Source organism: Duganella sp. S19_KUP01_CR8 (genome assembly GCF_036688705.1).
GTDB lineage: Bacteria > Pseudomonadota > Gammaproteobacteria > Burkholderiales > Burkholderiaceae_D > Rugamonas.
This window is the reverse complement of record NZ_JAQQPR010000005.1, coordinates 32,185-56,809: the sequence shown is the minus strand read 5'-3', so window position 1 is coordinate 56,809 and position 24,625 is coordinate 32,185. Positions and strand designations below refer to the sequence as shown.

Genomic DNA, 24,625 nt, shown 5'->3' with positions numbered 1-24,625 from the left:
TCAATAACATTACAAGAAAAACATCAGGCTAACGCATCAAGCCAAGTTGAACACGCCCATTGATTCCACATGCGACGTATGCGGGAACATATTGATCACGCCAGCCTTGTCGAGCACATAGCCAGCCTGCACCAGGATACCGGCGTCGCGCGCCAGCGTCGACGGGCTGCACGACACGTAGACGATACGCTTGGGCAGCAGGTCGGCGCGGGTCTGACTCAGGGCCACCAGCGCTTCGCTCAGCGCCATGGCGCCGTCGCGCGGTGGGTCGATCAGCATGCGGTCGAACTTGCCCAGCTCGACCAGGTGATCGGCCGTGACCTCGAACAGGTTGCGGGTGTAGAAGGTGGTCTTGTCCGACAGGCCGTTGGCCTTGGCGTTGTCCAGCGCGCGCTCGGTCAGCGAGGTCAGGCCTTCGATGCCCACCACCTCGCGCGCCTGCGTCGCCAGCGGCAGCGTGAAGTTGCCCAGGCCGCAGAACAGGTCGGCCACGCGGTCCTCAGGCTGCACGTCCAGCAGGCGCAGGGCCTTGGTCACCAGCACGCGGTTGATGTAGTGGTTGACCTGCGTGAAGTCGACCGGCTTGAACGGCATCTTGATGCCGAACTCCGGCAGCAGGTAGTACAGCTCCTGGTCCAGCGGGTAAAAGGGTGCGGCCGTCTCAGGACCCTTGGTCTGCAGCCAGAACTGGATATTGTGCTGGTCGGCGAAGGCCTTCAGCTTGACATCGTCGCCCTCGCCCAGCGGCGACATGATGCGCAGCACCAGCGCGGTCACGCCTTCGCCGATGGCCAATTCGATTTGCGGAATCTGGTCGAACAAGGTGAGCGAACCAATCAGCGCGCGCAGCGGCAGCAGCAGATCCGAGACATGCTTGGGCAGGATCAGGCAGCTCTTGATATCGGCCACGAAGATGGTTTTCTTTTCGTTGAAGCCGACCAGCACCGTGTCCTTCTTGGCCACATGGCGCACCGACAGGCGCGCGCGGTAGCGGTAGCCCCAGGTCGGGCCGTACATCGGACGCATCACCGACAGCGGACGCACCTTGCCGATGTGTTGCAGGTTATCTTCCAGCACGCGCTGCTTGATCGCGACCTGCGCGGTCGGCTCCAGATGCTGCATCGAGCAGCCGCCGCACATCTCGAAGTGCACGCACTCCGGCTTCACGCGCAGAGAGGATTCGCGCAACAGCTCGTCCATGCGCGCCATTTCCCAGTTTTTCTTCTTCTTGAACGTGGTGAATTTCACCGTCTCGCCAGGCAGGGCGCCTTCGACAAACACCACTTTACCTTGGGAGCCGTCTTCATTTTCCAGATGGCCGACGCCGCGGGCGTCCATGTCGAGCGACTTGATGAAGATTGTATTTTCTTGCATAACGTTCAATATTAAAAAGGGAATGGCTAGCGCCGGCACTCGTGTGCCGGGGCCAACATGATAGCAGAATGGGAATGAACTACAGCAGGGAATCGCGCACCACGCCGCGCGCGGCCATGGCACGTTTCAGCTTGACCAGCGCTTCCTGCTGGATCTGGCGCACCCGCTCACGGGTGACGCCCATTTCCTCGGCCAGCGTTTCCAGCGTGGCCGGATCGTCGTTGTCCAGGCCGAAGCGGCGCATGATGACGATGCGCTGCTTGTCCGGCAGCTTGGTCAGCCAGTCGCGCACCAGCAAGGTCATTTCGTGGTGCTCGGCGCGGGCGTCCGGGCTGTCGTCGGCGTCGCCGGGCAGCATGTCCATCAGCGACGATTGCGGATCGTTGTCCAGCGGCGCATCGAGCGAGGTGGCGTGCTCGGACAGCGCGAGGATGTCCTGCACCTCTTCCACCGGGCGGCCGACCAGTTCGGCGATGTCCTCGGCGGTGGCGTCCTTGCCGTTGTGGTGCTGGGCTTCGAGATGGTATTTGCCGCGCAGGATCTGGTTCAGCTCGCGCACCATGTGCACCGGCAGGCGCACCGTGCGGGCCTGGTTCATGATGGCGCGCTCGATGCTCTGGCGTATCCACCAGGTCGCGTACGTGGAAAAACGGAAGCCGCGCTCCGGCTCGAACTTGTCGATGGCGCGCATCAGGCCGATGTTGCCCTCCTCGATCATGTCGAGCAGGACCACGCCGCGGTTGATGTAGTGCTTGGCGATCGAGACCACCAGACGCAGGTTGTGCTCGATCATGGTCTGGCGGGCGGAGAAGTCGCCGGCCTTGGCGCGGGTGGCGTAGTGCACTTCCTGCGGCGCCGTCAGCAGCGGACGGGTGCCGATCTGGTTCAGGTAGTGCTGGGTGGTGTCGGTCGACAGTTCGGCCGCCAGCACCTTTTTCAATTCATCGACGCTTTCCAGCACCGCGCCCGGTTCGACGGTTTCCGCCTCGCCATCCGCAGATTCGATGGCAACATCATCATTGCTCTCGTCCGGGAATTCGTCCGGGGCCGAGTCGTCATCCATCGGGTCGTGCGGCGTCTGTGTCATGGTTCAGCTAGCGGTTAGGCAGGAATCTGGACGGGTCCACCGGTTTGCCCTGCTGCCTGATTTCAAAGTGCAGCTTGACGGAATCGGCATCCGAATCGCCCATTTCAGCAATCATTTGTCCCTTGGTCACGCTCTGGCCTTCCTTGACCACAATAGTACGATTGTGGGCGTAGGCCGACAACAAGCTATTACTGTGTTTCACAATAACGAGATTACCATATCCACGGATGCCGCTGCCGGCATACATCACTTTTCCGGCCCCGGCAGCCACGACTTGCTGGCCCGCCTTGCCGGCGATGTCCACGCCCTTGTTCTTGCCTTCGTCGAAGGTGGCGATGACACGCCCATCGGACGGCCACATCCAGCTTAGTTTTTCCTCGTCGGCGCTGGCGCTGGCAGCGGCGGCGGCCGGCGGCACGGAGGTGACGGCGGGCGATGGCGCCGGGGCCGGCTTGATGCCGCCCTCGGCCTTGCCGTTACCGTTGCCGTTGCTGTCGGCGCGTTGCAATTCGGCCAGCGCGCTGTCCGAATAAGGTTTTTTCTCGCCTTTCGGCTCGGTTTTCTTGACCACTGGCGGGGTCGGCGGCGTCTTTTCCGCCGGCGGCATGACGATGGCGCCGGTCTGCACGCCGTTGGCCGCGCTGTCGGGCGGCAGCACGCGCAGCACCTGGTCGACCTTGATGTCGTTCGGGTTGGCCAGGTTGTTCCAGGTCACCAGGTCACGGTAGTTCTGGCCGTATTCCAGCGCGATGCGGATCAGCGTATCGCCTTTCTTGACGGTGTACAGGCCGCGCTCGTCGCGGGCGATCTGCGCCGTTTCGCTCGGCGTGGCGGGTTTGACTGGCGGCGGCACGGTGCGGTCGACGACCGGTGCCTGATTCGGGGTGGTACTGCAGGCGCTCAATAAAGCGAGCGCAAAGCTCATTGCGAGCAAGTTACTTTTATTTGTCATTCTCATCTTAGTCTAATGATACGGGCACGTCATATCGTGCCCGGACGCAGCGGCACGAAATGGCAGTCTTCCAGCGTGACGCTGGCCCATTCTGCCTTGCCGATGCGTGTAATTAATTCCAGGTGCTGCGCGCGGACGCCCACCGGCGCCACCAGCCGACCACCTATGGTCAGCTGTTCCAGCAGTGCTTGCGGCACTTCCAGGCCGGCGGCCGCCAGGATGATACCGTCGAACGGGGCCGCTTGCGGCAGGCCTAGCATACCATCTCCGTAGTGCAAACGCAGGTTCGGCACGCGCAGCGGCCGCAGATTGGCCTTGGCCAGCTCGTGCAACGGCTTGATGCGCTCGATCGAATACACCTCCTGCGCCACGCAGGACAGCACCGCCGCCTGGTAGCCGCAGCCGGTGCCGATCTCCAGCACGCGCTGCAACGGGCCGCCGTTGCGCATCACCTCGATCATGCGGGCGACGATGTAGGGCTGGGAGATGGTCTGGTGGTGGCCGATCGGCAGCGAGGCGTCGATATACGCTTGCGAGGCCAGCGCCTCGTCCATGAACATATGGCGCGGCACGTTCTCCATCGCCCCCAGCACCACCGCGTCCTTGACGCCCTGCCTGGCGATCCGCTGCACCATGGCGCGGCGCACCGCGTCCGACACCAGCGGATTGCCGCGCGGCGCCGGCGCTTGCACCGGCTGCGCCCGTTCCATCGCGTAGCTGTGCGACTTGGATGGCGCCGCCATCGGCCGCGGCGTGGCATAACCGTGCTGCGGCGCCACGTGGCGGGCCGCGTTCTGGGTCGCCGTCTGCGGCGTCGCCACCGGCGCGAACACCGTCGCCTTCTTGGCCCCCTTATCGACTACCGAGGATAGCGGGAGGGGAAAGCTACGGTTCTTGTCGTTCATGCCAGGGCCTTTGCCAATGCATCAAGTTGAGTTTTGTGGGTCAGGTCGATCTGCAGCGGCGTGATCGAGGTCTGGCCCTGGGCGCAGGCGTAGAAATCCGTGCCCTCGCCTGCGTCCTTGGTCGCGCCCGGCGGGCCGATCCAGAAAATTTCCCTGCCGCGCGGATCCTGGGCCCGTATCACCGGCTCGGCCTGGTGGCGCCGGCCCAGCCGCGTGGCGACCGGAATCGTCAGCTGCTCGTAGGGCCGGTTCGGGATGTTGACGTTCAGCAGATACGGCGCCGGCAACGTTTCATAATAGCGCTGGATAATGTCACGCGCATGACGCGCGGCGTCCTCGATGTGCTCCCAGCCGTAGGCGCCCTGCGAGAAGGCGATGGCGGGGATGCCGAACAGATAACCCTCGGTGGCGGCGGCGACGGTGCCGGAGTACAGCGTGTCGTCGCCCATATTCGGGCCGTTGTTGATGCCGGACACCACCAGGTCGGGCCTGTAGTCCAGCATGCCGGTCAGCGCCACGTGGACGCAGTCGGTTGGCGTACCGTTGACAAAATAGAAACCGTTGGCTGCCCGTTGCACCGAGAGCGGCCGGTCCAGCGACAGGGAATTGGAAGCGCCGGAGCGGTTGCTGTCCGGCGCCACGACCACGATGTCGGCGATCGGCGCCAGGGCTTCCGCCAACGCGTTGATGCCCGGCGCCAGGTAGCCGTCGTCATTACTGATCAGGATTCTCATACGGAGATTTTACCTGAAGCAATGGCCTGACTGCGCGTGCCGGCGGCCTCCAAACCAGATAAATTTGCGCTAGCGCGACGGCGGCCGGGTAGCGGACAAATGGCCGTCCAATGCCAGCAACTCTTCGGCCGCGCGGGTCCACAGATCGCTGGCGCCGGGCCGCTCGCGCTGGCGCAGCGGCCGCGACAGGGCATCGCCGTAATCGGCGGCGGCGGCGTCCTGATGCAGTTCCGGCACCAGCGCCGGCTCGCCCATCCGCCCGCCGACCGGCCCACCCAGTTGCACCTGCACGTCCGCCAGCTGGGCGCGCGCCTTGCGGGTATCCGGGTGATCCGGGCCCAGGCGCCGGATCTGCGCCTGCAGCACGGCCTCGAACAGGCTGCAGGCGGCGTCCAGTTCTTGCATCCGCAGCAAGGTGCAGCCCAGCGCGGTCTTGCTGCGCAGGGTATCGGCATGTTCGGCACCCAGCAGGCGCTTGCGCGCCGCCAGCACCTGCTCCTGCGCGATGCGCGCGTGTTCGGTGTCACCGCGCCGGAACAGCATGTCGGCCCGGCTCGCCTTGCAAGCCAAGGTCAGCAGGTGTTCCGAGCCCAGCAGGCGCAGGTAGGCGTCCAGCACCGCGTCCAGCATGGCCAGCGCTTCGGCCGCGCGCCCCTGCTCGGCCAGCGTGGCCGCCAGGTTGGCGCGCGCCGCCAGCGTATCGAGATGCTCCCGCCCCAGCAGGCGCTCGCGCGCTTCGACGATGCATTCTTCGAGGAACTGGGCGTCATCCAGCTGGCCCTGCACACGCAGCACGCCGGCCAGATTGCTCTTGCTGGCCAGGGTGTCCGGATGGTCCTCGCCCAAGCCGCGCTGGCGCAGGCTCATGCTTTCTTCGAAGCACGTCAGCGCCTGCCGCAGCCGCCCCTCACGACGATAGAGTTCGCCCAGCAGGTTGAGATCGCGCGCCAGCGGCTGCGACAGCGCCCGCACGCCGCCCTCCTCCAGCGCCCGGCGCGCGTCGACTATCGAAGCCAGCAGATGAATCTCGCGGCTCGATTGCCACGGGAAATAGCCGCCGGCCAACCAATCGAGGAAGGCTTCGAAGGTGCGCGTCAGCGAAAAGCGGTCGCCGCCCTGATCCATGCGCACCGCCAGTTGCTCGCCATAGGCGAAGGTACGGGTTTGTTGCAGCTGGACTTCATCGAAATAGCTGTCCAGCGACATCTGCGACATGCCGTAGCACGAACACAGCAACTGCTCGAAGATCGGTTGGTAGCCCAGTATGCGTTGCTGCTGGTCGCCGCGCCGCCATTGCGCGCGCTGGGCGCTGTCGCCCATTTCGATGCGCGATGGCAGAGGATAGACCAATAATGGCCGCTGTTCATCCTCATGACTGCGACGGTAGGCGGTCGCGCGGGTGACCAGCGCCTGCACGCCCTCCAGGCTTTGGCGGTTGGGCGTGAATACCACCACCAGCTTGCGCGGCAGCAAGGTCGTGCAGATGCCGGCGCTGTCGGTGCGGCCGGTACGGGAATCGACCAGCACGTAGCGGAAATGCCGCGCCAGATTGTCGGCAAAGCAGCGGAACAGCGCCGGGCAGCTATTGAACAGATCGTCCCAGTGCATCGCGGCCAGCCGCTCGCCGTAGCTGTCGTCGAAGCGGCCGGCGCGCATCAGGTACAACTGGCTGCTCTGGTCGACCCGGCTGACATATTGCTCCCAGCCGACGGCGGCCAGCACTTCGTGGGCCAGCTCCTCCTCGTCCAGCAGGGCCGCGCCTTTGTGGCGGCGCATCAGTTGCTCGCGGCAAGCTTCGAACAGTTCCAGCACACCCGGCCCCTCGTCGTGGTGGTCGAAGTAATGATGCAGGCCAGGCGCTTCCAGGTCCCAATCGATCATCAATACCGGCGTGGTGGCGTTCTGTTGTCGCGCCAGCAACACTGCGATATTGGACAGGGCCATGCTGCGCCCGGTCCCGCCCTTGTAAGAATAGAAAGTGACGACTTCGCCGGTTCCAGTCAACGACGGCAGCGACAAGGCAGTGATGTCCATGGCAAACCTTTTAGCGTGGGAAGTGTGGAGGAGGATGTGCACGCCATTCAGGCGGGATCTCCGGCATGACAAAACGACCACAGTCATGCCCCGGCGGCGTGCATCGTTTTAGGTAGTGGTAATGCTCGGCAATTCGCAAAACAATCTTTTCTATATCCGGCAGGAATTCAGGATTGGTTTTCAAATCGCCGCTGGCCAGCGTGTAGCGGGAAAAATCGACATACATGCCCGGCCCGGAAATTTGCGGCGGCAAACCGTCCGGGTGACGGGTCATGATGACGGGGATGATCAGGTGGCTGGGCAGCGAATACCAAAGCTTGCGTTCATTCTCAATAAGTTGCATTGCTGCAAACTCACGGCGGGTGTAGGCGTGGGCTTCGTATTTCGGTGTATAAATAACAATCATGCAAGCGCTCTCACACATGGCGCGCGCGATCTTCTGGTCGAGGTCGTCGCCGCCACCTAGTTGCTCGCTATCAACAAAGAGTTCGTTCTCGTTGTCGAAGTGCGGCTCCAGGTAGCACTTGAGCGCTTCGACCAGGTCGTTCTTGAACTTGCTCATGTACGCGTGCTGGCCGTGTGCATAACTGAAAAAGCAGCCGTGACGGATAGTCATGACATCCTCCGTTGCTGCCCTAAAGCGGTGCAGCGTTTAACCAACTCTAACAATCAGCTCAGCCGACACTTTGCGCCAACGCAAACGTGCGGCAGGCCGAACTTTGCGCAAACCGGTGGCGGATTCAGGTATTATAAAAATCTAACGACCGTTCTATTTTTAAACCAAGGAGACCATCATGAAAGCTGTCGTATGTCAAAGCTGGGGACTGCCGGATACCCTCACCGTCCAGGAATTGCCTGATCCACAAGCCAGTCCGGGACAGGTCGTGATCGATGTCAAAGCGGCCGGCGTCAACTTTCCGGACGTGCTCATCATTCAAGGCAAGTATCAATTCAAACCGGAACTGCCTTTCGTTCCCGGCAGCGAAGTGGCCGGCGTGGTGCGCTCAGTTGCTGACGATGTGACAACTTTCAAACCAGGCGACCAGGTCATCGCCTTCACCGCCACCGGTGGTTTTGGGCAACAACTTTTGGTGCCGGTGCAAGCCCTGGCGCCCATGCCGCCCGGCATGGATTTCGAGACGGCGGCGGCCATCACCCTCACCTACGGCACCTCGCATCATGCGGTGGCGGACCGTGCCGCGCTAAAAGCTGGCGAGACCATGCTAGTACTTGGCGCGGCTGGCGGTGTGGGGCTGGCTGCGATCGAGATCGGCAAAGCCCTTGGAGCCCGCATCATTGCTTGCGCTTCGACCGATGAGAAGCTGGCGGTGTGCAAAGAGCATGGCGCGGACGTGCTGATCAACTACAGCAAGGAAGATTTGCGCGAGGCGATCAAGGCGGCGACCGGCGGCAAGGGTCCGGACGTGATCTACGACCCGGTCGGCGGCGACTATGCGGAGCCGGCGTTCCGCTCGATTGCGTGGCGCGGGCGTTATCTGGTGGTGGGATTCGCCAACGGCGAGATTCCGAAATTGCCGCTCAATTTGACCTTGCTCAAAGGTGCGTCACTGGTCGGCGTGTTCTGGGGCGAGTTCGTCAAACGCGAGCCGAAAGCCAACCTGGCCGGCATGCGTCAGTTGATGGGATGGTTGCAGGAGGGAAAGATCAAGCCGCATATTTCGGGCCGCTACAAGCTGGAGGAGACGGCGCAGGCACTGAACGACATGGCGGCCAGGAAGGTCACGGGCAAGGTGGTGATCCTGCCGTAACCGCCGTCATTTCCCCCATTGGGGGAAATGACTTCCCGCGAAAGCGGGAATCCATGCCCAGCCCGAGCTAGCGCGTAATCAGCATGGATCCCCGCCTACGCGGGCACGACGGCAGGGATTTTGATACCGGAAGTTACTGTTCAGAATTCTTGTTTTTGAAGAATTCAATCACTTCCGCCTGTTCGCGGGTGCGTTTGAAGGACGGCAAACTCTGCCAGATCCGCTTGCCGTACGGCTTGGAAATCACCCGCGGATCGCACAACATCAGCACGCCACGGTCGCCTTCGTCGCGGATCAAACGCCCCGCACCTTGCTTCAGGTTAATAATCGCCTCCGGCAAAGTATGATGCATGAAGCCGTTTTTGCCCTGTTTTTCCATCACTTCGATGCGCGCGGCCAGCACCGGATCGTCCGGCGGCGCGAACGGAAGCTTGTCGATAATCACTAAAGACAGCGCATCGCCGCGCACGTCGACGCCTTCCCAGAAGCTTTGCGAGCCGATCAGCACGCCATTTCCGGCCTTGCGGAACTGATCCAGCAGCTCGGTGCGGCCTTTATCGCCCTGGACAAACAGCGGATACGGCAAGCCGCGCTTCTCGAATTCGTCGCGCAAACGCTCGGCGGCGCGCTTGACCGCGCGCAAAGTCGTGCACAAAAGGAAAGTTTTTCCGCCCGCCGCTTCGATAATCGGCAGCGCATGGTCCAGCACGGCGTCGGTATAACCCATGGAATTCGGGTCCGGCAGACCCTGCGGGACGTACAAAATCCCCTGCTGCTCGTAATTAAACGGGCTCGGCCAGGTCTTCGACGGCTCCCCTTCCAGTCCCATTTGCTCGGAAAAATGGCCGAAATCGTTCTTCACCGCCAAGGTCGCGGAGGTGAAAATCCAGCTGCGCGGCACGCCTTCGCGCTGGCCGTTGAAGATCGGCGCGATCGACAAAGGCGTCTTATGCAGCTGCAAGGACGACGCATAAGCCTCGACCCAGAACACCGCCTCGGCGCCTTTTTCCACCCGCGCCTTGGGATCGAATTTCCAATCTTTTAATTTTTGCGCCAGTTCCAGGCCGCGCTGGCGGCATTGTTCCAGCGTTTCCGCGCGGGCAGCCTGGGTTTCCAGCACCGCCAGCATGCCGTCCAGCTCGTCCTTGAGCGTCTGCAGAGCCGGGAAAAAATCGCTCGACGGCGCGATTTGCGGCAACGACAAACGGACGATATCTTGAGGGAAAGTCAGGCGCAGGTCGCGCGCCGCCTTCTCCACCACCGTGACGACCTTGCCCCAGTCGGCGCCGTCGCGGGCGTTGGACAAGCCTTCGGCCAGCACATCGCGGCACAATTCCAGCACCTGCGAAGTCGAAAACGTGTCGCCGAAGAACAAGGTGGCGGTGTCCGGCAGCTGGTGCGCCTCATCGAAGATCACGGTATTGGCGGACGGCAGCAACTCGGCGATGCCGGAATCCTTCAGCGCCACGTCGGCGAAGAACAGGTGGTGGTTGACCACCACCACGTCGGCCTGCTGGGCCTCCTTGCGCGCCTTCATGACGAAACAATCCTGGTAATACTGGCACTCGGCGCCCATGCAATTGTCGCGGGTCGAGGTCACCAGGTTCCAGATCAGCGCGTTTTCCGGCACGCGAGCCAGCTCGGCCTTGTCGCCGGAGCTGGTCATTTTCAGGAAACGCGAGATTTCGCGCAGGTGGCCGACGTCGTCGCGCGAGGTCATGCGGCCGTTTTGCAGCGTGCGTTCCAGATGGTAATGGCAGACGTAATTCGAGCGGCCCTTGAGCAACGCCACCGACACCGGCGCCTGCAAGGCGGCGCGCACGGTCGGGATGTCGCGCAGGAACAATTGATCCTGCAAGTTCTTGGTGCCGGTGGAAACGATGGTCTTGCCGCCCCACAACAGCGCCGGCACCAGGTAGGCGAAGGTCTTGCCAGTGCCGGTGCCGGCCTCGGCGATCAGCGTGGTCTGGTTGGCGATGGCGTCGGCCACCGCCTTGGCCATCTCGGTCTGCGAGCGGCGCGGACGATACTCGCCCACAGCCGGACCCAGCGGTCCGCCGGCGCCGAACAGGCGTTCGACCTCGGCGTCATGTTTTCCGGGGGGCTGGTCGGGCGTGGCGCCGACTACGGCGGGGATGGTGTCGGCGGGCGTGGGAAGGTGGTCGGTCAAGGTAAACTTAGTTGTGGCGCTGAGCCGGACTCAGGCCGGAACGTCGGGCACTAATTGCATTTTCAGCAGAGTGATATGGTCTTTCAATTGCAGCTTGCGCTTTTTCAGGCGGCGCAATTGCAGCTGGTCGTGATGGCCGTCCAGCGTGAGCATGTCGATGACCGCGTCCAAATCGCGGTGTTCGACGTCGAGTTCTATCAGACGACGCTGGATATCTTGCACATCAGTCATAATTCTCAGTCTTTACCCACACAAATAGTTTCAATGGAACAACAGACGTATTGCAAACAAACTGCGACACGGTGCATAGTTTAATCTACGGCGCGCTTGCCGCCAACATAATGATCGCTCACCCGTAGTCTAGGATACAGTGTCGCATATGAGCGCATACAAAATCGAAGCGGGCACCGCCCAGCATATCGGAAACCGGCCCCAGCAAAACGACCGGGTGGCCCTGTTCACGGCCGCCCAGGCGCCCGGCTACGTGATGGCGGTGCTGGCCGACGGCAACACCAGCGCCATCGGCTCGGACCAGGTGCTGCTGACCAGCAAGCACTTGTTCGACGAGATGCGCGTCGGCGACACGCCCAGCATTCCGCGCCTGCAAGAATTGTTGCGCGCAATCGCCGAAGAAGCGCACCAGGTGATCAAGATGAACCCGATCTCCAAGACCGCCGAACCGCAAAGCGCGCTGGCGCTGATGGTGCTGACGCCGGCCGGCCAGGCGGTGTGGGCCCATGTCGGCGATGCCCGGGTGTACCGCTTTGAAGGCGAGACCTGCGCCATGCGCAGCAACGACGGCGCCTACATCGAGCATCTGGTTCAGCAGGACAAGCTGCCGCTGGAAGCCGCCAAGCGGCACCGCAGCTCCAAACTGCTCAACAATGCGCTGGGCAACAGCTTCAAATCGCCTTTCGTCACGGCCGGCTACCATGACGGCTTGCAGGCGGGCGATGCCTTCCTGCTGTGCTCGGACGGGCTGTGGCAATTATTCAAGGATACGGAACTGGCGGCTGCGGTAGCGCGCAACACCCCGCGCCAGGCGGCCGAACGCCTGATCGGCAAGGCCGGCGAGCGCGCCCAGGGCAAGGGCGACAACTGCTCGATGGCCATCATCAAGCTGGTCGCGCAACCCAAGGAAATACCGAATTACACCATCCAGAAAATGCGCCGCGCGGTCTGAAGCTGAAGCGTGGCGCGGACGCTTATTGCTTCCTGGCGGAGGCTGCTGCGGCAGCGGCCTCGGCGGCGGCGGCCTTCTTCTTCTCGGACGCTTCGTGCGCGGCGCGCTTGGCCTCGCTTTCAGCCTTCTTCTTGGCCACTTGCGCCTGGCGTTTTTCCGACTCGGCTTTTTTCTGCTCGAACGCGGCGACATTGGCGGCGCGCTTGCCGGCATCGGCCGCATCCTGCGCTTCCTGCTGCTTGACCTTGGCCGCATGCCCGGCTTCGCGGTCCACCACTTTGCCGGCGTTCGGCGCCGGACGCGGCGTGTCATTGACGACCTTGGCTTCTTTCGGCGGCTGGGCGGCGCGCTGCGCTTCCTCTTCCGCGTCCTTGCGGGCGCGCTCGGCCAGGTCGGCATCGCGCTTCTCGACGGAGTCGGCGCGTTTGAAATGCTCGGCCTCCACCTCGGTGGCGCGCAGCTTGGCCAGCGCGGCGCGGCGTTTTTCCTTGGCCTGGTCCAGGCAGTGATTGACGAAGAACTTGGTGTAGCACACGCCCTCGCTGGCGGCGAATTCCTCGTGGACCACGGCACGGTCCTTGGCGACTTGCGCCAGCGTGGCGTTGGCCTGCTCGACCGAACGGGTCTGCGCTTGCGCCGGCGCGGCCAGCGCCGCCAGGGCCGCCAACGCGGCGACCGCAATCATCTCGCCCAGCGGTTTCAAACTTGGTCTCATATTTTTATCCTGTTGCATCACGCCAGCGCGCCGGCCGCTGCGCGCTGCTCTTTATCCATGTACTCGCGCGATTGCATCTCGACGATGCGCGATACCGTGCGGTGAAATTCGTTGGCCAGCGTGCCGTTGGTGTACAGCTCTTCCGGCTCCACCTCGGCCGACATCAGCAGCTTGACGCCCTGGTCGTAGAACACGTCGATCAGCCAGGTAAAGCGCCGCGCCTCCGACGACATCGCGGCCGACATCATCGGAATCCCGGACAATATCACGGTATGGAAGCGGCTGGCGATTTCCAGGTAATCGTTCTGCGAACGGGGACCGCCGCACAGGGTGTTGAAATCGAACCAGATGATGGTGCCGGCGCGGCGCAGCGCGCGGATTTCGCGCGCCTCGATGCGCACCACCGGATCTTCATCGGCGGTCTCGGCGATGCTGGCGTAGGCCTCACGCAGCGCGCTGTCGGTCTTGGCGTTGAGCGGCGTCAGGTAGGAATCGACCTGTTCCAGCGCGCGGCCGCGGTAGTCGATGCCGGCGTCGATGTTCATCACGTCCAGCTTATCGTACAGCAGCGCGATGGTCGGCAGGATGCGGTCGCGGTGCAGGCCGTCCGGGTACAGCAGTTTCGGATCGTAGTTCGAGGTCATGATGAAGGACACGCCGTTGTCGAACAGCGCGCTCAACAGGTTGTACATGATCATGGCGTCGGCCACGTCCGAGATGTGGAATTCGTCGAAGCAGATCAAACGGTATTTCTTGGCGATGCGCTTGGCCACCTCGTCCAGCGGATTGGCGACGCCGGTCAGCTCGTCGAGCTGGCGGTGCACGCCGCGCATGAACTCGTGGAAGTGCAGCCGCGTCTTGCGCACCAGCGGCACCACCGAATAGAAGCTGTCCATCAGGAAGGATTTGCCGCGCCCCACCCCACCCCACATGTAGACGCCTTTCGGCACGTCGGGACGATGGATCAGGCGCTTGAAGGTGCTGGAACGCTGGCCCTTGTAGGCCACCCATTCGTCATAGCACAGCTGCAGGCGGTCCACCGCGCGGCGCTGGGCGGCATCGGCCTTGAAATTGCGCTCTTCCAGCGCATGCTGATAAAACTCTTCGACGTTCATGTGTTCGATTCTTTGTGGCGGCGCGCAAATAAAAACGGGCGGACCGCAGTCCGCCCGCAGTCCGCTTATGGGTGCTGCTTAGAAGTTCAGCGTGCGCTTGTCGATCGCCAGCGCAGCTTCTTTGGTCGCTTCCGACAGCGACGGGTGTGCGTGGCAGATGCGCGCGATGTCTTCAGCCGAAGCCTTGAACTCCATCGCCACGACCGCTTCGGAGATCAGCTCGGAAGCCATCGGTCCGATGATGTGCACGCCGAGGATTTCGTCGGTGGTTGCATCGGCCAGGAACTTGACCATGCCCGAGGTGTCGCCCAGCGCGCGCGCGCGGCCGTTCGCCAGGAATGGGAAGGTGCCGGCCTTGTATGCCACGCCGTCCGCCTTCAGCTGCTGCTCGGTGCGGCCTACCCACGCGATTTCCGGCGAGGTGTAGATGACCCAAGGGATGGTGTTGAAGTTGGTGTGGCCGTGCTGGCCAGCCATGCGCTCCGCAACGGCAACGCCTTCTTCTTCCGCCTTGTGCGCCAGCATCGGGCCGCGTACCACGTCGCCCACTGCCCATACGCCTGGCAGGTTGGTCTTGCAGTCGTCGTCGACCGCCACGAAACCGCGCTCGTCCAGCTTCAGGCCGACCTTGTCGGCGGCCAGGCCGTCGGTGTTCGGGGTGCGGCCGATCGAGATGATCAGCTTGTCGAACACGGCGGTCTGCGCTTCGCCCTTGGCGTTTTCGTAGGCCACGGTGACGTTGTTGGCGCCCTTGGTGATGGTGCCGATCTTGCAGCCCAGGTTGATGTTCAGGCCTTGTTTGGCGAACAGCTTGCCGGCTTCCTTGGCGATCTGCTCATCGACCGCGCCCAGGAACACAGGCAGGCCTTCCAGCACGGTCACTTCGGAACCCAGGCGGCGCCATACGGAACCCATTTCCAGGCCGATCACGCCGGCGCCGATCACGCCCAGCTTGGCAGGCACGCCTTCGATGGCCAGTGCGCCGGTGTTCGACAGGATCAGTTTTTCATCGAACTCTGCGCCTGGCAGTGGGCGCGCGTTGGAGCCGGTGGCGATGATGACTTGCTTGGCGTTGATGGTCTCGTTGGCAGGCGCGGAGATCGTCAGCGGGTAGCCGTCAGCGGTGGCGGCGCCGGCGAAAGCTGCGCGGCCGTGGAAGAAGGTGACCTTGTTTTTCTTGAACAGGAACAGGATGCCGTCGTTGTTTTGCTTCACAACGGTGTTCTTGCGCTTCAGCATTTGCGGCAGGTTCAGCGACAGGCCGGCGACATCGATGCCGTGTTCCTTGAACGCGTGACCGGCGTGCTCGAAGTGCTCCGACGATTGCAGCAGCGCCTTCGACGGGATGCAGCCAACGTTGGTGCAAGTGCCGCCTGGGGCCGGGCCGCCCTTTTCATTTTCCCATGCGTCGACGCAAGCGACCGAGAAACCCAGTTGCGCTGCGCGGATCGCCGCGATGTAACCGCCAGGACCGGCGCCGATGACTACTACGTCAAATTGTTTGCTCATTTTTTATTTTCCAATCAGTTCTCTTCTGGTACGAAAATCCATAGCAGAATGTAGATGGCGAGTCCGAAGCCAAAGGTCAGCACAAACAGTACGAACAGCAAACGCCAAATCCAGGATTCAACCCCGGTGATCTGGCCCAGCCCGCCGCATACGCCACCCAGCCAGCGATCGGTATTCGAGCGGCGTAATCGGGTGATGTCGTTGGAGATGCCGGGGGATGCTTCCTTGTCCAGCAACCGGGCTTTGGCAGCGGCGAACTCTTCGTCCGACAGCGCGCCAGCCTGGTGCAATTCGTGCAAACGCTTGATTTCTTCAGATACGCTCATTAGTGATCCTTAGAGATTAACCCCACACGCCGAGGGGCAGGACCGCAGGTCCGGCGGGGCGAAGCCCCTATCCGGACCCTGGGGTCAGCCCCTGAACTACCGGGGTATTACAGGTCCAGCAGCAGGCGTGCTGGATCTTCCAGCGCCTCTTTCATCGCCACCAGGCCCAGCACGGCTTCGCGGCCGTCGATGATGCGGTGGTCGTAGGACATTGCCAGGTAGTTCATAGGACGGATCACGATCTGGCCGTTTTCAACCACAGCGCGGTCCTTGGTCGCGTGCACGCCCAGGATGGCCGATTGTGGCGGGTTGATGATCGGGGTCGACAGCATGGAGCCGAAGGTGCCGCCGTTCGAGATCGAGAAGGTGCCGCCGGTCAGGTCGTCCAGGGTCAGCTTGCCTTCCTTGGCCTTGACGCCGAATTCACCGATTTTCTTTTCAATGTCGGCGATCGACATCTGGTCGGCGTTGCGCAGGATAGGCACGACCAGGCCGCGTGGCGAACCGACCGCGATACCGATGTCGAAGTAGCCGTGGTAGACGATGTCGTTGCCATCGACCGATGCGTTGATGATCGGGTATTTCTTCAGCGCTGCAACAGCGGCTTTGACGAAGAAGGACATGAAGCCCAGCTTGACGCCGTGCTCTTTTTCGAACTTGTCTTTGTACTTGTTGCGCAGATCCATTACCGGAGCCATGTTCACTTCATTGAACGTGGTCAGGATGGCGTTGGTCGATTGCGACTGCACCAGGCGCTCGGCGATACGTGCGCGCAGGCGGCTCATCGGCACGCGCTCTTCCGGACGATCGCCCTGGCTGGCGCCCGACGGCGCGGCAACTTGTTGCAGTGCCGGCTTGGCGGCGGCTGGCGCCAGTGGCGCAACGGCTGGTGCTTTGGCGCCGGCGGCCAGGGCATCGCCCTTGGTCACGCGGCCGTCTTTGCCCGAACCGGCGACATCGCCAGCGCTCAGGCCTTTTTCCGACAGGATCTTGGCGGCGGCAGGCATGGCCACGTCGCCTTTCGAACCACCGGTTGCAGCGGCTGCTGCTGGTGCGGCGGCTGGCGCAGGCGCAGGTGCGGCCGACACTTCCATCGGGCTGACTTTGGCGGCGCCATCGGTATCGATGATGGCGATGATTTCGTCGGCGACCACGGTGCTGCCGTCGCCCTTGATGATCTGGACGATCACGCCGGCGGCCGGGGCCGGCAGTTCCAGGACGACTTTATCGGTTTCGATGTCAATCAGGTTTTCGTCGCGGGCGACTGCCTCGCCGACTTTTTTATGCCAGGTCAGCATGGTTGCTTCTGCTACCGATTCCGACAGCTGGGGGACTTTGACTTCGATTTGTGCCATGTAAAACTCCGTATATTTTATTGTTGCGGCGCCCCGCCGCGTAGCAGCAGGGCGCTCCGTCAGTAAGTGGTGATTATTTGGTCAGGATGAAACCCTTGAGCTTCGAGAACGCCGTTTCCAGCAGGTCTTTTTGCTGGGCGTAGTGCTTGTCGTAGTAGCCGACAGCCGGCGATGCCGACGCTGGGCGGCCGGCGTATGCCAAGCGCTGACCTGCGTCCATGCTCTCGAAGATGTTGTGCTGAATCTGGAACCATGGGCCCTGATTCTGCGGCTCGTCCTGCGCCCACACCACTTCCGCCAGGTTCGGGAACTTCTTCAGTTCGGCAGCGAACGATTTGTGCGGGAACGGATACAGCTGTTCAACGCGGATGATGGCGGTGTCGGTCTGGCCACGGGTCTTGCGTGCGTTGACCAGGTCGTAGTAGACCTTGCCCGAGCAGGCGACCACGCGCTTGACTTTCTTGGCGTCGATTTTCTCGTCGACTTCGCCGATCACGGTCTGGAACGCGCCTTTGGCCAGCTCGTTCAGCGAGGAACCCGCATCCTTGTTACGCAGCAGCGATTTAGGCGTCAGGATCACCAGCGGCTTACGGAACTGACGCACCATCTGGCGACGCAGCACGTGGAAGATCTGCGACGCGGTGGTCGGCTGCACCACTTGCATATTGTTGTCTGCGCACAGCTGCAGGAAACGCTCTGGACGCGCGGACGAGTGCTCAGGACCCTGGCCTTCGTAACCGTGCGGCAGCATCATGACCAGGCCCGAAGCGCGGCCCCACTTCACTTCGCCGGAGCTGATGAATTGGTCGATGACCACTTGCGCGCCGTTGACGAAGTCGCCGAACTGGGCTTCCCAGATCGTCAGCGTGTTTGGTTCCGCGGTCGAGTAACCGTATTCGAAGCCCAGCACCGCCTCTTCGGACAGCACGGAGTCGATCACGGTGAACGGCGCCTGGCCTTCGGCGATGTTCTGCAGCGGCACGTAGGTGCCTGCATCCCAACGCTCGCGGTTCTGGTCGTGCAACACGGCGTGGCGGTGCACGAAGGTGCCGCGGCCGGCGTCCTGGCCGGTCAGGCGCACTGCGTAGCCCGAAGCGACCAGCGATGCATAGGCCAGGTGTTCGCCCATGCCCCAGTCCAGGTTCAGCTCGCCCTTGCCCATGTTGGCGCGGTCGCCCAGTACTTTCTCGACCAGCGAGTGGACTTTGAAGTTTTCCGGCACGGTGGTGATGCGGGTGGCCAGACGCTTCAGTTCGGTCATCGGCACGGCGGTGTCGGCCGAGTCGGTCCATTTGCGGTTCAGGAACGGCAGCCAATCGACCGCGTACTTGTTCTTGAAGTTGGAGATCACTGGATCGACGGTGTGCTTGCCGGCGTCCATGGCATCGCGGAAGGCCGCTTGCATCTGCTCGCCGCCATCGGCTGCGATCACGGTCTGCGCCACCAGCTTGTCCGCGTACAGCTTGCGGGTGCCTGGGTGGGTGCCGATTTTCTTGTACATCAGCGGCTGGGTCAGCGCTGGCGTATCTTGTTCGTTGTGGCCCAGTTTGCGGTAGCAGATGATGTCGACAACGATATCTTTCTGGAACTGCAGACGGTAATCCATGGCGATCTGCGAAGCCAGTACCACGGCTTCAGGATCGTCGGCGTTCACGTGCAGCACCGGTGCTTCGATCATCTTGACGACGTCCGAGCAGTAGATGGTCGAACGCGCGTCGCGCGGGTCGGACGTGGTGAAGCCGATCTGGTTGTTGATGACGATGTGCACCGTGCCGCCCGTGCCGTAGCCGCGGGTCTGCGCCAGGTTCAGGGTTTCCATCACGACGCCCTGGCCTGCGAAGGCCGCATCGCCGTGCACCAGGATAGGCAGCACTTGCTTGCCCAGGGTGTCGCCGCGACGGTCCATACGCGCCTTGACCGAACCTTCAACCACAGGGTTGACGATTTCCAGGTGCGACGGGTTGAACGCCAGCGACAGGTGGACCGGACCGCCAGCGGTCGAGATGTCCGACGAGAAGCCTTGGTGGTATTTGACGTCGCCGGCTGGCAGGTCGTCGCCGTGCTTGCCTTCGAATTCTTCGAACAGTTCCTTAGGCGATTTGCCCAGGGTGTTGACCAGTACGTTCAGGCGGCCGCGGTGGGCCATGCCGATAACGATCTCCTGCACGCCTTTTTCGCCGGCGCGCTGGATGATTTCATCGATCGAGGCGATGAAGGTTTCGCCGCCTTCCAGCGAGAAGCGCTTCTGGCCGACGTATTTGGTGTGGAGGTAGCGTTCCAGGCCTTCGGCCGCGGTCAGGCGCTCCAGGATGTGTTTTTTCTTCTCAGGCGTGAAGCTCGGGGTCGAACGGATCGATTCCAGGCGTTCCTGCAACCAGCGCTTTTCAGCCGGATCGGAGATGTACATGTACTCTGCGCCGATCGAACGGGTGTAGGTGTCGCGCAGGAAGTTCAGCAGGTCGCGCAGGGTCGCGGTCTCAGGGCCGAAGTAGGTGTTGCTGATGTTGAATACGGTGTCCATGTCCGCATCGGTGAAGCCGTAGAAAGTCGGCTCCAGCTCAGGAATCGATGGACGTTCCTGGCGTTGCAGCGGATCCAGGTTGGCCCAGCGGGAACCCAGGTAGCGGTAAGCGGCGATCAGCTGGGTCGCGGCGACGCGCTTGCGGCCCATTTCAGCATCGGCGGAGGCAACCACGGTGCGGATCGGGCCGGCTTTCGCGCGTTCGGCGAAGGAGGCGATGACCGAAGCGTGGGCGACGTCTGGCTTATTGGAACCGTCGACGGCCGGCACGTGCTGCATGGCGTCGAAGTAGGCGCGCCAGTTGTCTGGCACGGAACCTGGGTTGTTGAGGTACGCCTCGTACAGTTCTTCGACGTACGGTGCGTTCCCACCAAACAGGTAGGAATTGGACGTATATTGTTGCATCATCTTGCTCACCTTTCTTCGCGCTTCGCGAGGAATTAGCGGGTTAATCTAACCTTCCGCGACACGGCCTGACCGGTTAGCGGATTGCACATCAAGTTGTGGGGAAGGGCTATAGTTCTTCAGTACTACAAAAATCGGTCATTCAGGATAGCACCGGTATTGTATCCCAACAACCATTTGTGCGACAAAAAGCGTAACAAATGTTTCGGTACGCGTTTTCACTTAAACCGCATGGCTGCTCGGTTCGCTCGCAATGTTTCCAAATTTTTAACGGCTTTTTTACGCAGCCCCGGAGATTGTAGAATAGCGCTTTTCGATCCCGCACACCCTTCATGCACACCTTAGAGCAGTTACGCGCCGGACAACTGGCTGGCATCCAGCGACTGCAAATGTCCTGCGGCCTGACCGAGTTTCCGCAAGAGATATTCGACCTGGCCGACACGCTGGAAATCCTGGATTTATCGGACAACGCCCTGTCCTCGCTGCCGGACGACCTGCCGCGCCTGCACAAGCTGCGGGTCATTTTCTGCTCCGCCAACCAGTTCACGACGCTGCCGGCGGTGCTGGGCGCCTGCCCTGCTTTGACGATGATCGGCTTCAAAAGCAACCAGATCCGCGAAGTTCCGGCCGCCGCGTTGCCGCCGGCGCTGCGCTGGCTGGTCTTGACCGACAACCGGGTCGAGCAACTGCCGGCCGCCATCGGCGAGTGCGCGCAACTGCAAAAGCTGATGCTGGCGGGGAATCGGCTGAGCGCCCTGCCAGCCGAATTGGCCGCCTGCTCGCGGCTGGAATTGCTGCGCATCGCCGCCAACCGGCTGACCGAACTGCCGATGTGGCTGCTCGACATGCCGCGCCTGTCCTGGCTGGCTTACGCCGGCAATCCCTTCTGCGAGGCGGACGAACTGGCCGCAGAAGCCGGCGCGGGCATCGCCGGTATCGGCTGGGATCAATTGAGCATCCAGCAGAAACTGGGCGAAGGCGCGTCCGGCGTGATCCATCAGGCAGTACTGCGGCAGGCCGACGGCGCGCTGGCCGTGGCAGTCAAGATGTTCAAGGGCGCCGTCACCAGCGACGGCCTGCCGCGCTGCGAGATGACGGCCTGCGTCAGTTCGGGTGAGCATCCCAACCTGATTCCCGTGCTGGGCGAAGTGCACGATCACCCGGAAGGCGCGAAAGGCTGCGTGATGCCATTGATCGATCCCGGCTTCGGCAACCTGGCCGGCCCGCCCAGCCTGGACAGCTGCACCCGCGACACCTACCCGGACGGCAAGCGCTTCAGCCCGGCGGAATTGTTGCGCATCGCCGGCGGCATCGCTTCGGCGGCGCGCCACTTGCACGGGCGCGGCATCATGCACGGCGACCTGTATGGCCACAACATCCTGCATTGCGACCAAGGCCGCAGTCTACTGGGCGACTTCGGCGCGGCCTCGCTGTTTGCGCTGGACGAGCCCTACGCTGCGGGCCTGCAACGACTGGAAGTGCGAGCCTTCGGCCATTTGCTCGATGAATTGATGGCGCGTTGCGAGCTGCCGGCCGCGCAGCAGGCGGCGCTGGCGGAACTGCAGGCGGCCTGTGTTCAAACCGATCCAGCCGCCCGGCCATCGTTGGCGGACGTGGAACAGCGGATCGCAGCGCTCAGCATCTAACTCGGCTGAGCGCTTCTCATCCAGGCTGGGTCGCGGGCGAACCAGTCCAGCAGGAAGTCCAGCATCGCCCGCAGCGCCGGCGACATGTGCTGGCGCGAGGTGTAGATGCCGTAGATGCCCATCTGCTGCGGCACGTAGTCCGGCAGCAGCGCCACCAGCCGGCCGTCGGCAATCAGCGGCGCCGCGCTGTACAAGGGTTGCAACGCGATGCCGGCGCCCTCCTCTGCCGCCTTCAGCAAAATCAGATCCTCATTGGCCGACAGGTTGCCGCTGACCGGCACCGACACCGCCTCGCCATCCCGGTCCGTGAACTGCCACAGGCTTTTGCCGAAGTAGGTGTAGGTCAGGCAGTTGTGTACGGCCAGGTCTTCGGCCCGCAGCGGCGTGCCGCGCTCGGCCAGGTAGGACGGCGCCGCGCACACCACCGAATCGCACCACCCCAGCTGGCGCGCGATCAGGTTGGGCTCCAGCGCATTGGTGATGCGCAGCGCCAGGTCGATGCGCTGTTCGACCAGATTGACGGCGCGGTTATTCATTTGCAGGTCGACCGCCGTGCGCGGGTAGCGCTTCAGGAACGCCGTGACGGCGATCGCCAGCGCGGCCTGCGCCAGCGATTGCGAGCAGGTGATGCGCAGCAGGCCTTGCGGCGTGTCGGCATCGGCGCCGCTGCCCACTTCCATCGCCTCGGCCAATTCCAGCATGCGGCGGCAGCGCGCCAGCGTGACGTCGCCGGCATCGGTCAGGCTCAGGCGGCGCGTGCTCCGGTGCAGCAGGCGGGCGCCGGCCCACTCCTCCATCTCGGCCAGATAACGCGTCACCATGGCGCGCGACATGTCCAACGCCTCGGCCGCCGCGATCATGCTGCCACGTTCGGCGATGCTGACGAAAACCTGCGCTGCCGTGATCCTGTCCATCGATTCGTCCGATTTATGCAATTAATAGGTGCAGATTACCCTATTTTTCTATCGGATAAAGAAATTTAAGATGACGTCATTCCAACTCCACACGAAAGACCATCATGATCAAGCAAAGCCTGTTGTCCGCCGCCCTCGCCGCCACCGTTGCCGGCGCCACCGCCGCACCGCTGACACTGGAAGTGTTCAATCCGGGTGAAGCCGCCATCTTCCCGGTCGCCTCGGTGATCGTCAGCGGCGCCAAGGATGCGGTGCTGATCGACGCCCAGTTCTCGCGCGGCGAAGCGCTCAAGCTGGTCGAGCAGATCCGCGCCGGCGGCAAGCACCTGACCACGGTCTACGTCAGCCACAGCGACCCGGACTTCTACTTCGGCCTGGACGTGATCCACGCCGCCTTCCCGGATGCGAAGATCGTCGCCACGCCGCAAACCATCGCCGGCATCGAGAAGAAGAAGGATGCCAAGGTGGCGTTCTGGGGTCCTATACTGAAAGACAACGCGCCGAAGAGCATCATCGTGCCTCAGCCGCTGCAGGGCGACACCATCAAGCTGGAAGGCCAGACGCTGAAGATCGAAGGCCTGAAAGGCGCGACGCCGGAGCGCAGCTATGTGTGGATTCCGTCGATCAAGGCGGTGGTGGGCGGCGTGGTGCTGTTCAACGACCTGCACGTGTGGACCGCCGATACGCAGACGGCTGAATCGCGCAAGCAATGGCTGGCGACGCTGGACGGCGTGAATGCGCTGAAACCGGCCACCGTCGTACCGGGCCACTTCAAGCAAGGCACGGCGCTGACGCCGGACAGCATCGCCTTCACCCGCGACTACCTGGTGCGCTTCGAAGCCGAGACCACCAAGGCAGCCAACTCGGCCGCGCTGATCGCCCGCATGAAGGAGCTGTATCCGAACGCCGGCCTGAACGGCGCGCTGGAAACCAGCGCCAAGGTCGCCAAGGGTGAAATGAAGTGGTGATGTAAAGAACGCGGTAGAACTAGACAAATGCATCTAGATATTTTATTCTAGATGCATTGTCCCGCATTCCATCATCATCATGACCACTGCCCCACCGAAGCCCACCCCGTCCGAACTGGAAATGCTGCGTCTGTTATGGCAAAGCGGGCCGGCGACCGCCAAGCAGGTGCATCAGGCGGCGATGGAAGCGCGCCCCGACATGAACTACGCGACGGTGCTGCGGCTGCTGCAAGTCATGCACACCAAAGGCCTGCTGACCCGCGACGAAAGCCAGCGCGCCCACGTCTACGCGCCGGCGCAAGAGCAGGACTCGCTGCAAACCAATCTGCTGAAAGAGCTGATCCAGAAAGCCTTCTCCGGCTCCGGCAAGGCGCTGGTGCTGGCAGCGCTGCGCGGCGGCCATGTCAGCAAGAAGGAACGCGAGGAAATCCAGGCCTTGCTGGATCAGGAAAAATAAGGCGAGGGTCCAAATTACGTGTGACATGCTGGCGGCTTAGCACGATCGTTGCCAGCTTCGAGCTCGTCAATCCACTCACCGATCTCATCATTCGTAACATTAGCACAGGCCTTCAAGACTCACTCACGCCACCGGTCAGGCCTAGTCGCCGAAACTCTTCCCGAAGCATACTCGCCACTTCGGCGTTCGTAATTTTGCTCAACAGTTCATCCCTTGTCGGGACGCCGTCAAGGCAGTCTAGTTCTACATCCAGCCGCATTCCGACTTGTTCCAGCAAGCGAACAAACATCATCTCAGTTTCGAACGCGCTCAGGCCAGCAAGAGGAGGAAGCTCACCAACAACTGGCGCCGACGGCAGCGATGCCTCCGACTCCCTCACCTTTGCCATGAGTTCTTTGAATGACTCAAGCGCAGCGATGTTCATGACATCACCTTCTTAAACAAGACCAAAACCAATTTAGACTCGCGACGCCAAAACAAGTTCAA

At 62.4% G+C, this 24,625-nt stretch carries 22 protein-coding genes; 5 read left to right on the top strand and 17 right to left on the bottom strand.

The genetic code is table 11. The annotated features are described in order from the left end of the window. Positions 1-36 precede the first annotated feature (36 nt). The 7 genes from rlmD to V6M89_RS06505 all read right to left on the bottom strand — a co-directional run bounded on the left by rlmD (position 37) and on the right by V6M89_RS06505 (position 7,702). On the bottom strand, positions 37-1,374 hold the full coding sequence (gene rlmD / locus V6M89_RS06535) for a 23S rRNA (uracil(1939)-C(5))-methyltransferase RlmD (protein ID WP_332852442.1): 1,338 nt from the start codon (positions 1,372-1,374) through the stop codon (positions 37-39). 79 nt (positions 1,375-1,453) lie between these two features. Then, positions 1,454-2,461, bottom strand: coding sequence for an RNA polymerase sigma factor RpoS (gene rpoS, locus V6M89_RS06530; RefSeq protein ID WP_332852441.1), 1,008 nt, complete (start codon positions 2,459-2,461; stop codon positions 1,454-1,456). Between the two features lie 7 nt (positions 2,462-2,468). Then, complete coding sequence (locus V6M89_RS06525) at positions 2,469-3,413, bottom strand: peptidoglycan DD-metalloendopeptidase family protein (protein WP_332852440.1); 945 nt, start codon at positions 3,411-3,413, stop codon at positions 2,469-2,471. Between the two features lie 29 nt (positions 3,414-3,442). Then, positions 3,443-4,318 (bottom strand): protein-L-isoaspartate(D-aspartate) O-methyltransferase, encoded by an 876-nt coding sequence (locus V6M89_RS06520; protein WP_332852439.1) that lies wholly within the window; start codon positions 4,316-4,318, stop codon positions 3,443-3,445. Then, on the bottom strand, positions 4,315-5,052 hold the full coding sequence (gene surE, locus V6M89_RS06515; RefSeq protein WP_332852438.1) for a 5'/3'-nucleotidase SurE: 738 nt from the start codon (positions 5,050-5,052) through the stop codon (positions 4,315-4,317). The genes V6M89_RS06520 and surE overlap by 4 nt, the downstream gene beginning before the upstream one ends. 69 nt (positions 5,053-5,121) lie before the next feature. Beyond that, positions 5,122-7,086, bottom strand: a complete 1,965-nt coding sequence (locus tag V6M89_RS06510) for a tetratricopeptide repeat protein (protein ID WP_332852437.1) — start codon at positions 7,084-7,086, stop codon at positions 5,122-5,124. 10 nt (positions 7,087-7,096) lie between these two features. After that, positions 7,097-7,702 carry a toll/interleukin-1 receptor domain-containing protein gene (locus tag V6M89_RS06505; protein ID WP_332852436.1) on the bottom strand — a complete coding sequence of 202 codons (606 nt, stop codon included), beginning with the start codon at positions 7,700-7,702 and terminating at the stop codon, positions 7,097-7,099. Positions 7,703-7,880: 178 nt separating this feature from the next. Between V6M89_RS06505 and V6M89_RS06500 the strand changes: the two genes are divergently transcribed. Continuing rightward, positions 7,881-8,855, top strand: coding sequence for an NADPH:quinone oxidoreductase family protein (locus tag V6M89_RS06500; protein ID WP_332852435.1), 975 nt, complete (start codon positions 7,881-7,883; stop codon positions 8,853-8,855). Between the two features lie 133 nt (positions 8,856-8,988). On the opposite strand, the gene V6M89_RS06495 is transcribed toward V6M89_RS06500, so the two are convergent. Next, positions 8,989-11,025, bottom strand: coding sequence for an ATP-dependent DNA helicase (locus V6M89_RS06495; RefSeq protein WP_442881954.1), 2,037 nt, complete (start codon positions 11,023-11,025; stop codon positions 8,989-8,991). Between the two features lie 30 nt (positions 11,026-11,055). Then, positions 11,056-11,256 carry a YdcH family protein gene (locus tag V6M89_RS06490; RefSeq protein ID WP_008450659.1) on the bottom strand — a complete coding sequence of 67 codons (201 nt, stop codon included), beginning with the start codon at positions 11,254-11,256 and terminating at the stop codon, positions 11,056-11,058. 148 nt (positions 11,257-11,404) lie between these two features. On the opposite strand from V6M89_RS06490, the gene V6M89_RS06485 reads away from it, so the two are divergent. Then, on the top strand, positions 11,405-12,208 hold the full coding sequence (locus V6M89_RS06485) for a PP2C family protein-serine/threonine phosphatase (RefSeq protein WP_332852434.1): 804 nt from the start codon (positions 11,405-11,407) through the stop codon (positions 12,206-12,208). A 22-nt stretch (positions 12,209-12,230) separates the two neighbouring features. Here the strand turns inward: V6M89_RS06485 and V6M89_RS06480 are convergent, their stop codons facing one another. From V6M89_RS06480 to V6M89_RS06455, 6 genes are all read right to left on the bottom strand, one after another. After that, positions 12,231-12,923, bottom strand: coding sequence for a hypothetical protein (locus V6M89_RS06480; RefSeq protein ID WP_332852433.1), 693 nt, complete (start codon positions 12,921-12,923; stop codon positions 12,231-12,233). 17 nt (positions 12,924-12,940) lie between these two features. After that, complete coding sequence (gene zapE / locus V6M89_RS06475; protein WP_116987896.1) at positions 12,941-14,038, bottom strand: cell division protein ZapE; 1,098 nt, start codon at positions 14,036-14,038, stop codon at positions 12,941-12,943. A gap of 78 nt (positions 14,039-14,116) precedes the next feature. Continuing rightward, positions 14,117-15,547, bottom strand: coding sequence for a dihydrolipoyl dehydrogenase (lpdA, locus tag V6M89_RS06470; RefSeq protein ID WP_332852432.1), 1,431 nt, complete (start codon positions 15,545-15,547; stop codon positions 14,117-14,119). 14 nt (positions 15,548-15,561) lie between these two features. Continuing rightward, positions 15,562-15,873 (bottom strand): PspC domain-containing protein, encoded by a 312-nt coding sequence (locus V6M89_RS06465; protein ID WP_332852431.1) that lies wholly within the window; start codon positions 15,871-15,873, stop codon positions 15,562-15,564. Positions 15,874-15,980: 107 nt separating this feature from the next. Beyond that, complete coding sequence (gene odhB, locus V6M89_RS06460; protein ID WP_332852430.1) at positions 15,981-17,228, bottom strand: 2-oxoglutarate dehydrogenase complex dihydrolipoyllysine-residue succinyltransferase; 1,248 nt, start codon at positions 17,226-17,228, stop codon at positions 15,981-15,983. Positions 17,229-17,301: 73 nt separating this feature from the next. Then, a complete protein-coding gene (locus V6M89_RS06455; RefSeq protein WP_332852429.1) occupies positions 17,302-20,157 on the bottom strand; it encodes a 2-oxoglutarate dehydrogenase E1 component in 2,856 nt (951 codons plus the stop codon). 329 nt (positions 20,158-20,486) lie between these two features. Between V6M89_RS06455 and V6M89_RS06450 the strand changes: the two genes are divergently transcribed. Continuing rightward, on the top strand, positions 20,487-21,800 hold the full coding sequence (locus tag V6M89_RS06450; RefSeq protein WP_332852428.1) for a leucine-rich repeat-containing protein kinase family protein: 1,314 nt from the start codon (positions 20,487-20,489) through the stop codon (positions 21,798-21,800). On the opposite strand, the gene V6M89_RS06445 is transcribed toward V6M89_RS06450, so the two are convergent. Further along, the gene (locus V6M89_RS06445; protein ID WP_332852427.1) at positions 21,797-22,714 is read right to left on the bottom strand and encodes a LysR family transcriptional regulator; all 918 of its coding nucleotides are present in this window, start codon (positions 22,712-22,714) and stop codon (positions 21,797-21,799) included. The two genes, V6M89_RS06450 and V6M89_RS06445, sit on opposite strands and share 4 nt — an antisense overlap. 104 nt (positions 22,715-22,818) lie before the next feature. Here V6M89_RS06445 and V6M89_RS06440 point away from each other — a divergent pair, with 104 nt between their 5' ends. Together V6M89_RS06440 and V6M89_RS06435 are read left to right on the top strand one after the other, a co-directional pair. Then, positions 22,819-23,682, top strand: a complete 864-nt coding sequence (locus V6M89_RS06440) for an MBL fold metallo-hydrolase (protein WP_332852426.1) — start codon at positions 22,819-22,821, stop codon at positions 23,680-23,682. Positions 23,683-23,761: 79 nt separating this feature from the next. Continuing rightward, a complete protein-coding gene (locus tag V6M89_RS06435; protein WP_217945371.1) occupies positions 23,762-24,139 on the top strand; it encodes a BlaI/MecI/CopY family transcriptional regulator in 378 nt (125 codons plus the stop codon). Positions 24,140-24,251: 112 nt separating this feature from the next. Here V6M89_RS06435 and V6M89_RS06430 read toward each other — a convergent pair whose 3' ends face one another. Continuing rightward, on the bottom strand, positions 24,252-24,563 hold the full coding sequence (locus tag V6M89_RS06430) for a hypothetical protein (protein WP_332852425.1): 312 nt from the start codon (positions 24,561-24,563) through the stop codon (positions 24,252-24,254). Between the last annotated feature and the right edge of the window lie 62 nt (positions 24,564-24,625).

What these genes read in the sequence shown, in the direction of transcription:
- V6M89_RS06520 (WP_332852439.1), bottom strand. Translation starts at nt 4,318, where the DNA reads ATGAACGACAAGAACCGTAGCTTTCCCCTCCCGCTATCCTCGGTAGTC.
- lpdA (WP_332852432.1), bottom strand. Translation starts at nt 15,547, where the DNA reads ATGAGCAAACAATTTGACGTAGTAGTCATCGGCGCCGGTCCTGGCGGT.
- V6M89_RS06430 (WP_332852425.1), bottom strand. Translation starts at nt 24,563, where the DNA reads ATGAACATCGCTGCGCTTGAGTCATTCAAAGAACTCATGGCAAAGGTG.
- V6M89_RS06435 (WP_217945371.1), top strand. Translation starts at nt 23,762, where the DNA reads ATGACCACTGCCCCACCGAAGCCCACCCCGTCCGAACTGGAAATGCTG.
- V6M89_RS06440 (WP_332852426.1), top strand. Translation starts at nt 22,819, where the DNA reads ATGATCAAGCAAAGCCTGTTGTCCGCCGCCCTCGCCGCCACCGTTGCC.
- surE (WP_332852438.1), bottom strand. Translation starts at nt 5,052, where the DNA reads ATGAGAATCCTGATCAGTAATGACGACGGCTACCTGGCGCCGGGCATC.
- V6M89_RS06480 (WP_332852433.1), bottom strand. Translation starts at nt 12,923, where the DNA reads ATGAGACCAAGTTTGAAACCGCTGGGCGAGATGATTGCGGTCGCCGCG.
- V6M89_RS06445 (WP_332852427.1), bottom strand. Translation starts at nt 22,714, where the DNA reads ATGGACAGGATCACGGCAGCGCAGGTTTTCGTCAGCATCGCCGAACGT.
- rpoS (WP_332852441.1), bottom strand. Translation starts at nt 2,461, where the DNA reads ATGACACAGACGCCGCACGACCCGATGGATGACGACTCGGCCCCGGAC.
- V6M89_RS06450 (WP_332852428.1), top strand. Translation starts at nt 20,487, where the DNA reads ATGCACACCTTAGAGCAGTTACGCGCCGGACAACTGGCTGGCATCCAG.
- odhB (WP_332852430.1), bottom strand. Translation starts at nt 17,228, where the DNA reads ATGGCACAAATCGAAGTCAAAGTCCCCCAGCTGTCGGAATCGGTAGCA.
- V6M89_RS06525 (WP_332852440.1), bottom strand. Translation starts at nt 3,413, where the DNA reads ATGACAAATAAAAGTAACTTGCTCGCAATGAGCTTTGCGCTCGCTTTA.
- V6M89_RS06490 (WP_008450659.1), bottom strand. Translation starts at nt 11,256, where the DNA reads ATGACTGATGTGCAAGATATCCAGCGTCGTCTGATAGAACTCGACGTC.
- V6M89_RS06465 (WP_332852431.1), bottom strand. Translation starts at nt 15,873, where the DNA reads ATGAGCGTATCTGAAGAAATCAAGCGTTTGCACGAATTGCACCAGGCT.
- V6M89_RS06455 (WP_332852429.1), bottom strand. Translation starts at nt 20,157, where the DNA reads ATGATGCAACAATATACGTCCAATTCCTACCTGTTTGGTGGGAACGCA.
- rlmD (WP_332852442.1), bottom strand. Translation starts at nt 1,374, where the DNA reads ATGCAAGAAAATACAATCTTCATCAAGTCGCTCGACATGGACGCCCGC.
- V6M89_RS06510 (WP_332852437.1), bottom strand. Translation starts at nt 7,086, where the DNA reads ATGGACATCACTGCCTTGTCGCTGCCGTCGTTGACTGGAACCGGCGAA.
- zapE (WP_116987896.1), bottom strand. Translation starts at nt 14,038, where the DNA reads ATGAACGTCGAAGAGTTTTATCAGCATGCGCTGGAAGAGCGCAATTTC.
- V6M89_RS06500 (WP_332852435.1), top strand. Translation starts at nt 7,881, where the DNA reads ATGAAAGCTGTCGTATGTCAAAGCTGGGGACTGCCGGATACCCTCACC.
- V6M89_RS06505 (WP_332852436.1), bottom strand. Translation starts at nt 7,702, where the DNA reads ATGACTATCCGTCACGGCTGCTTTTTCAGTTATGCACACGGCCAGCAC.
- V6M89_RS06485 (WP_332852434.1), top strand. Translation starts at nt 11,405, where the DNA reads ATGAGCGCATACAAAATCGAAGCGGGCACCGCCCAGCATATCGGAAAC.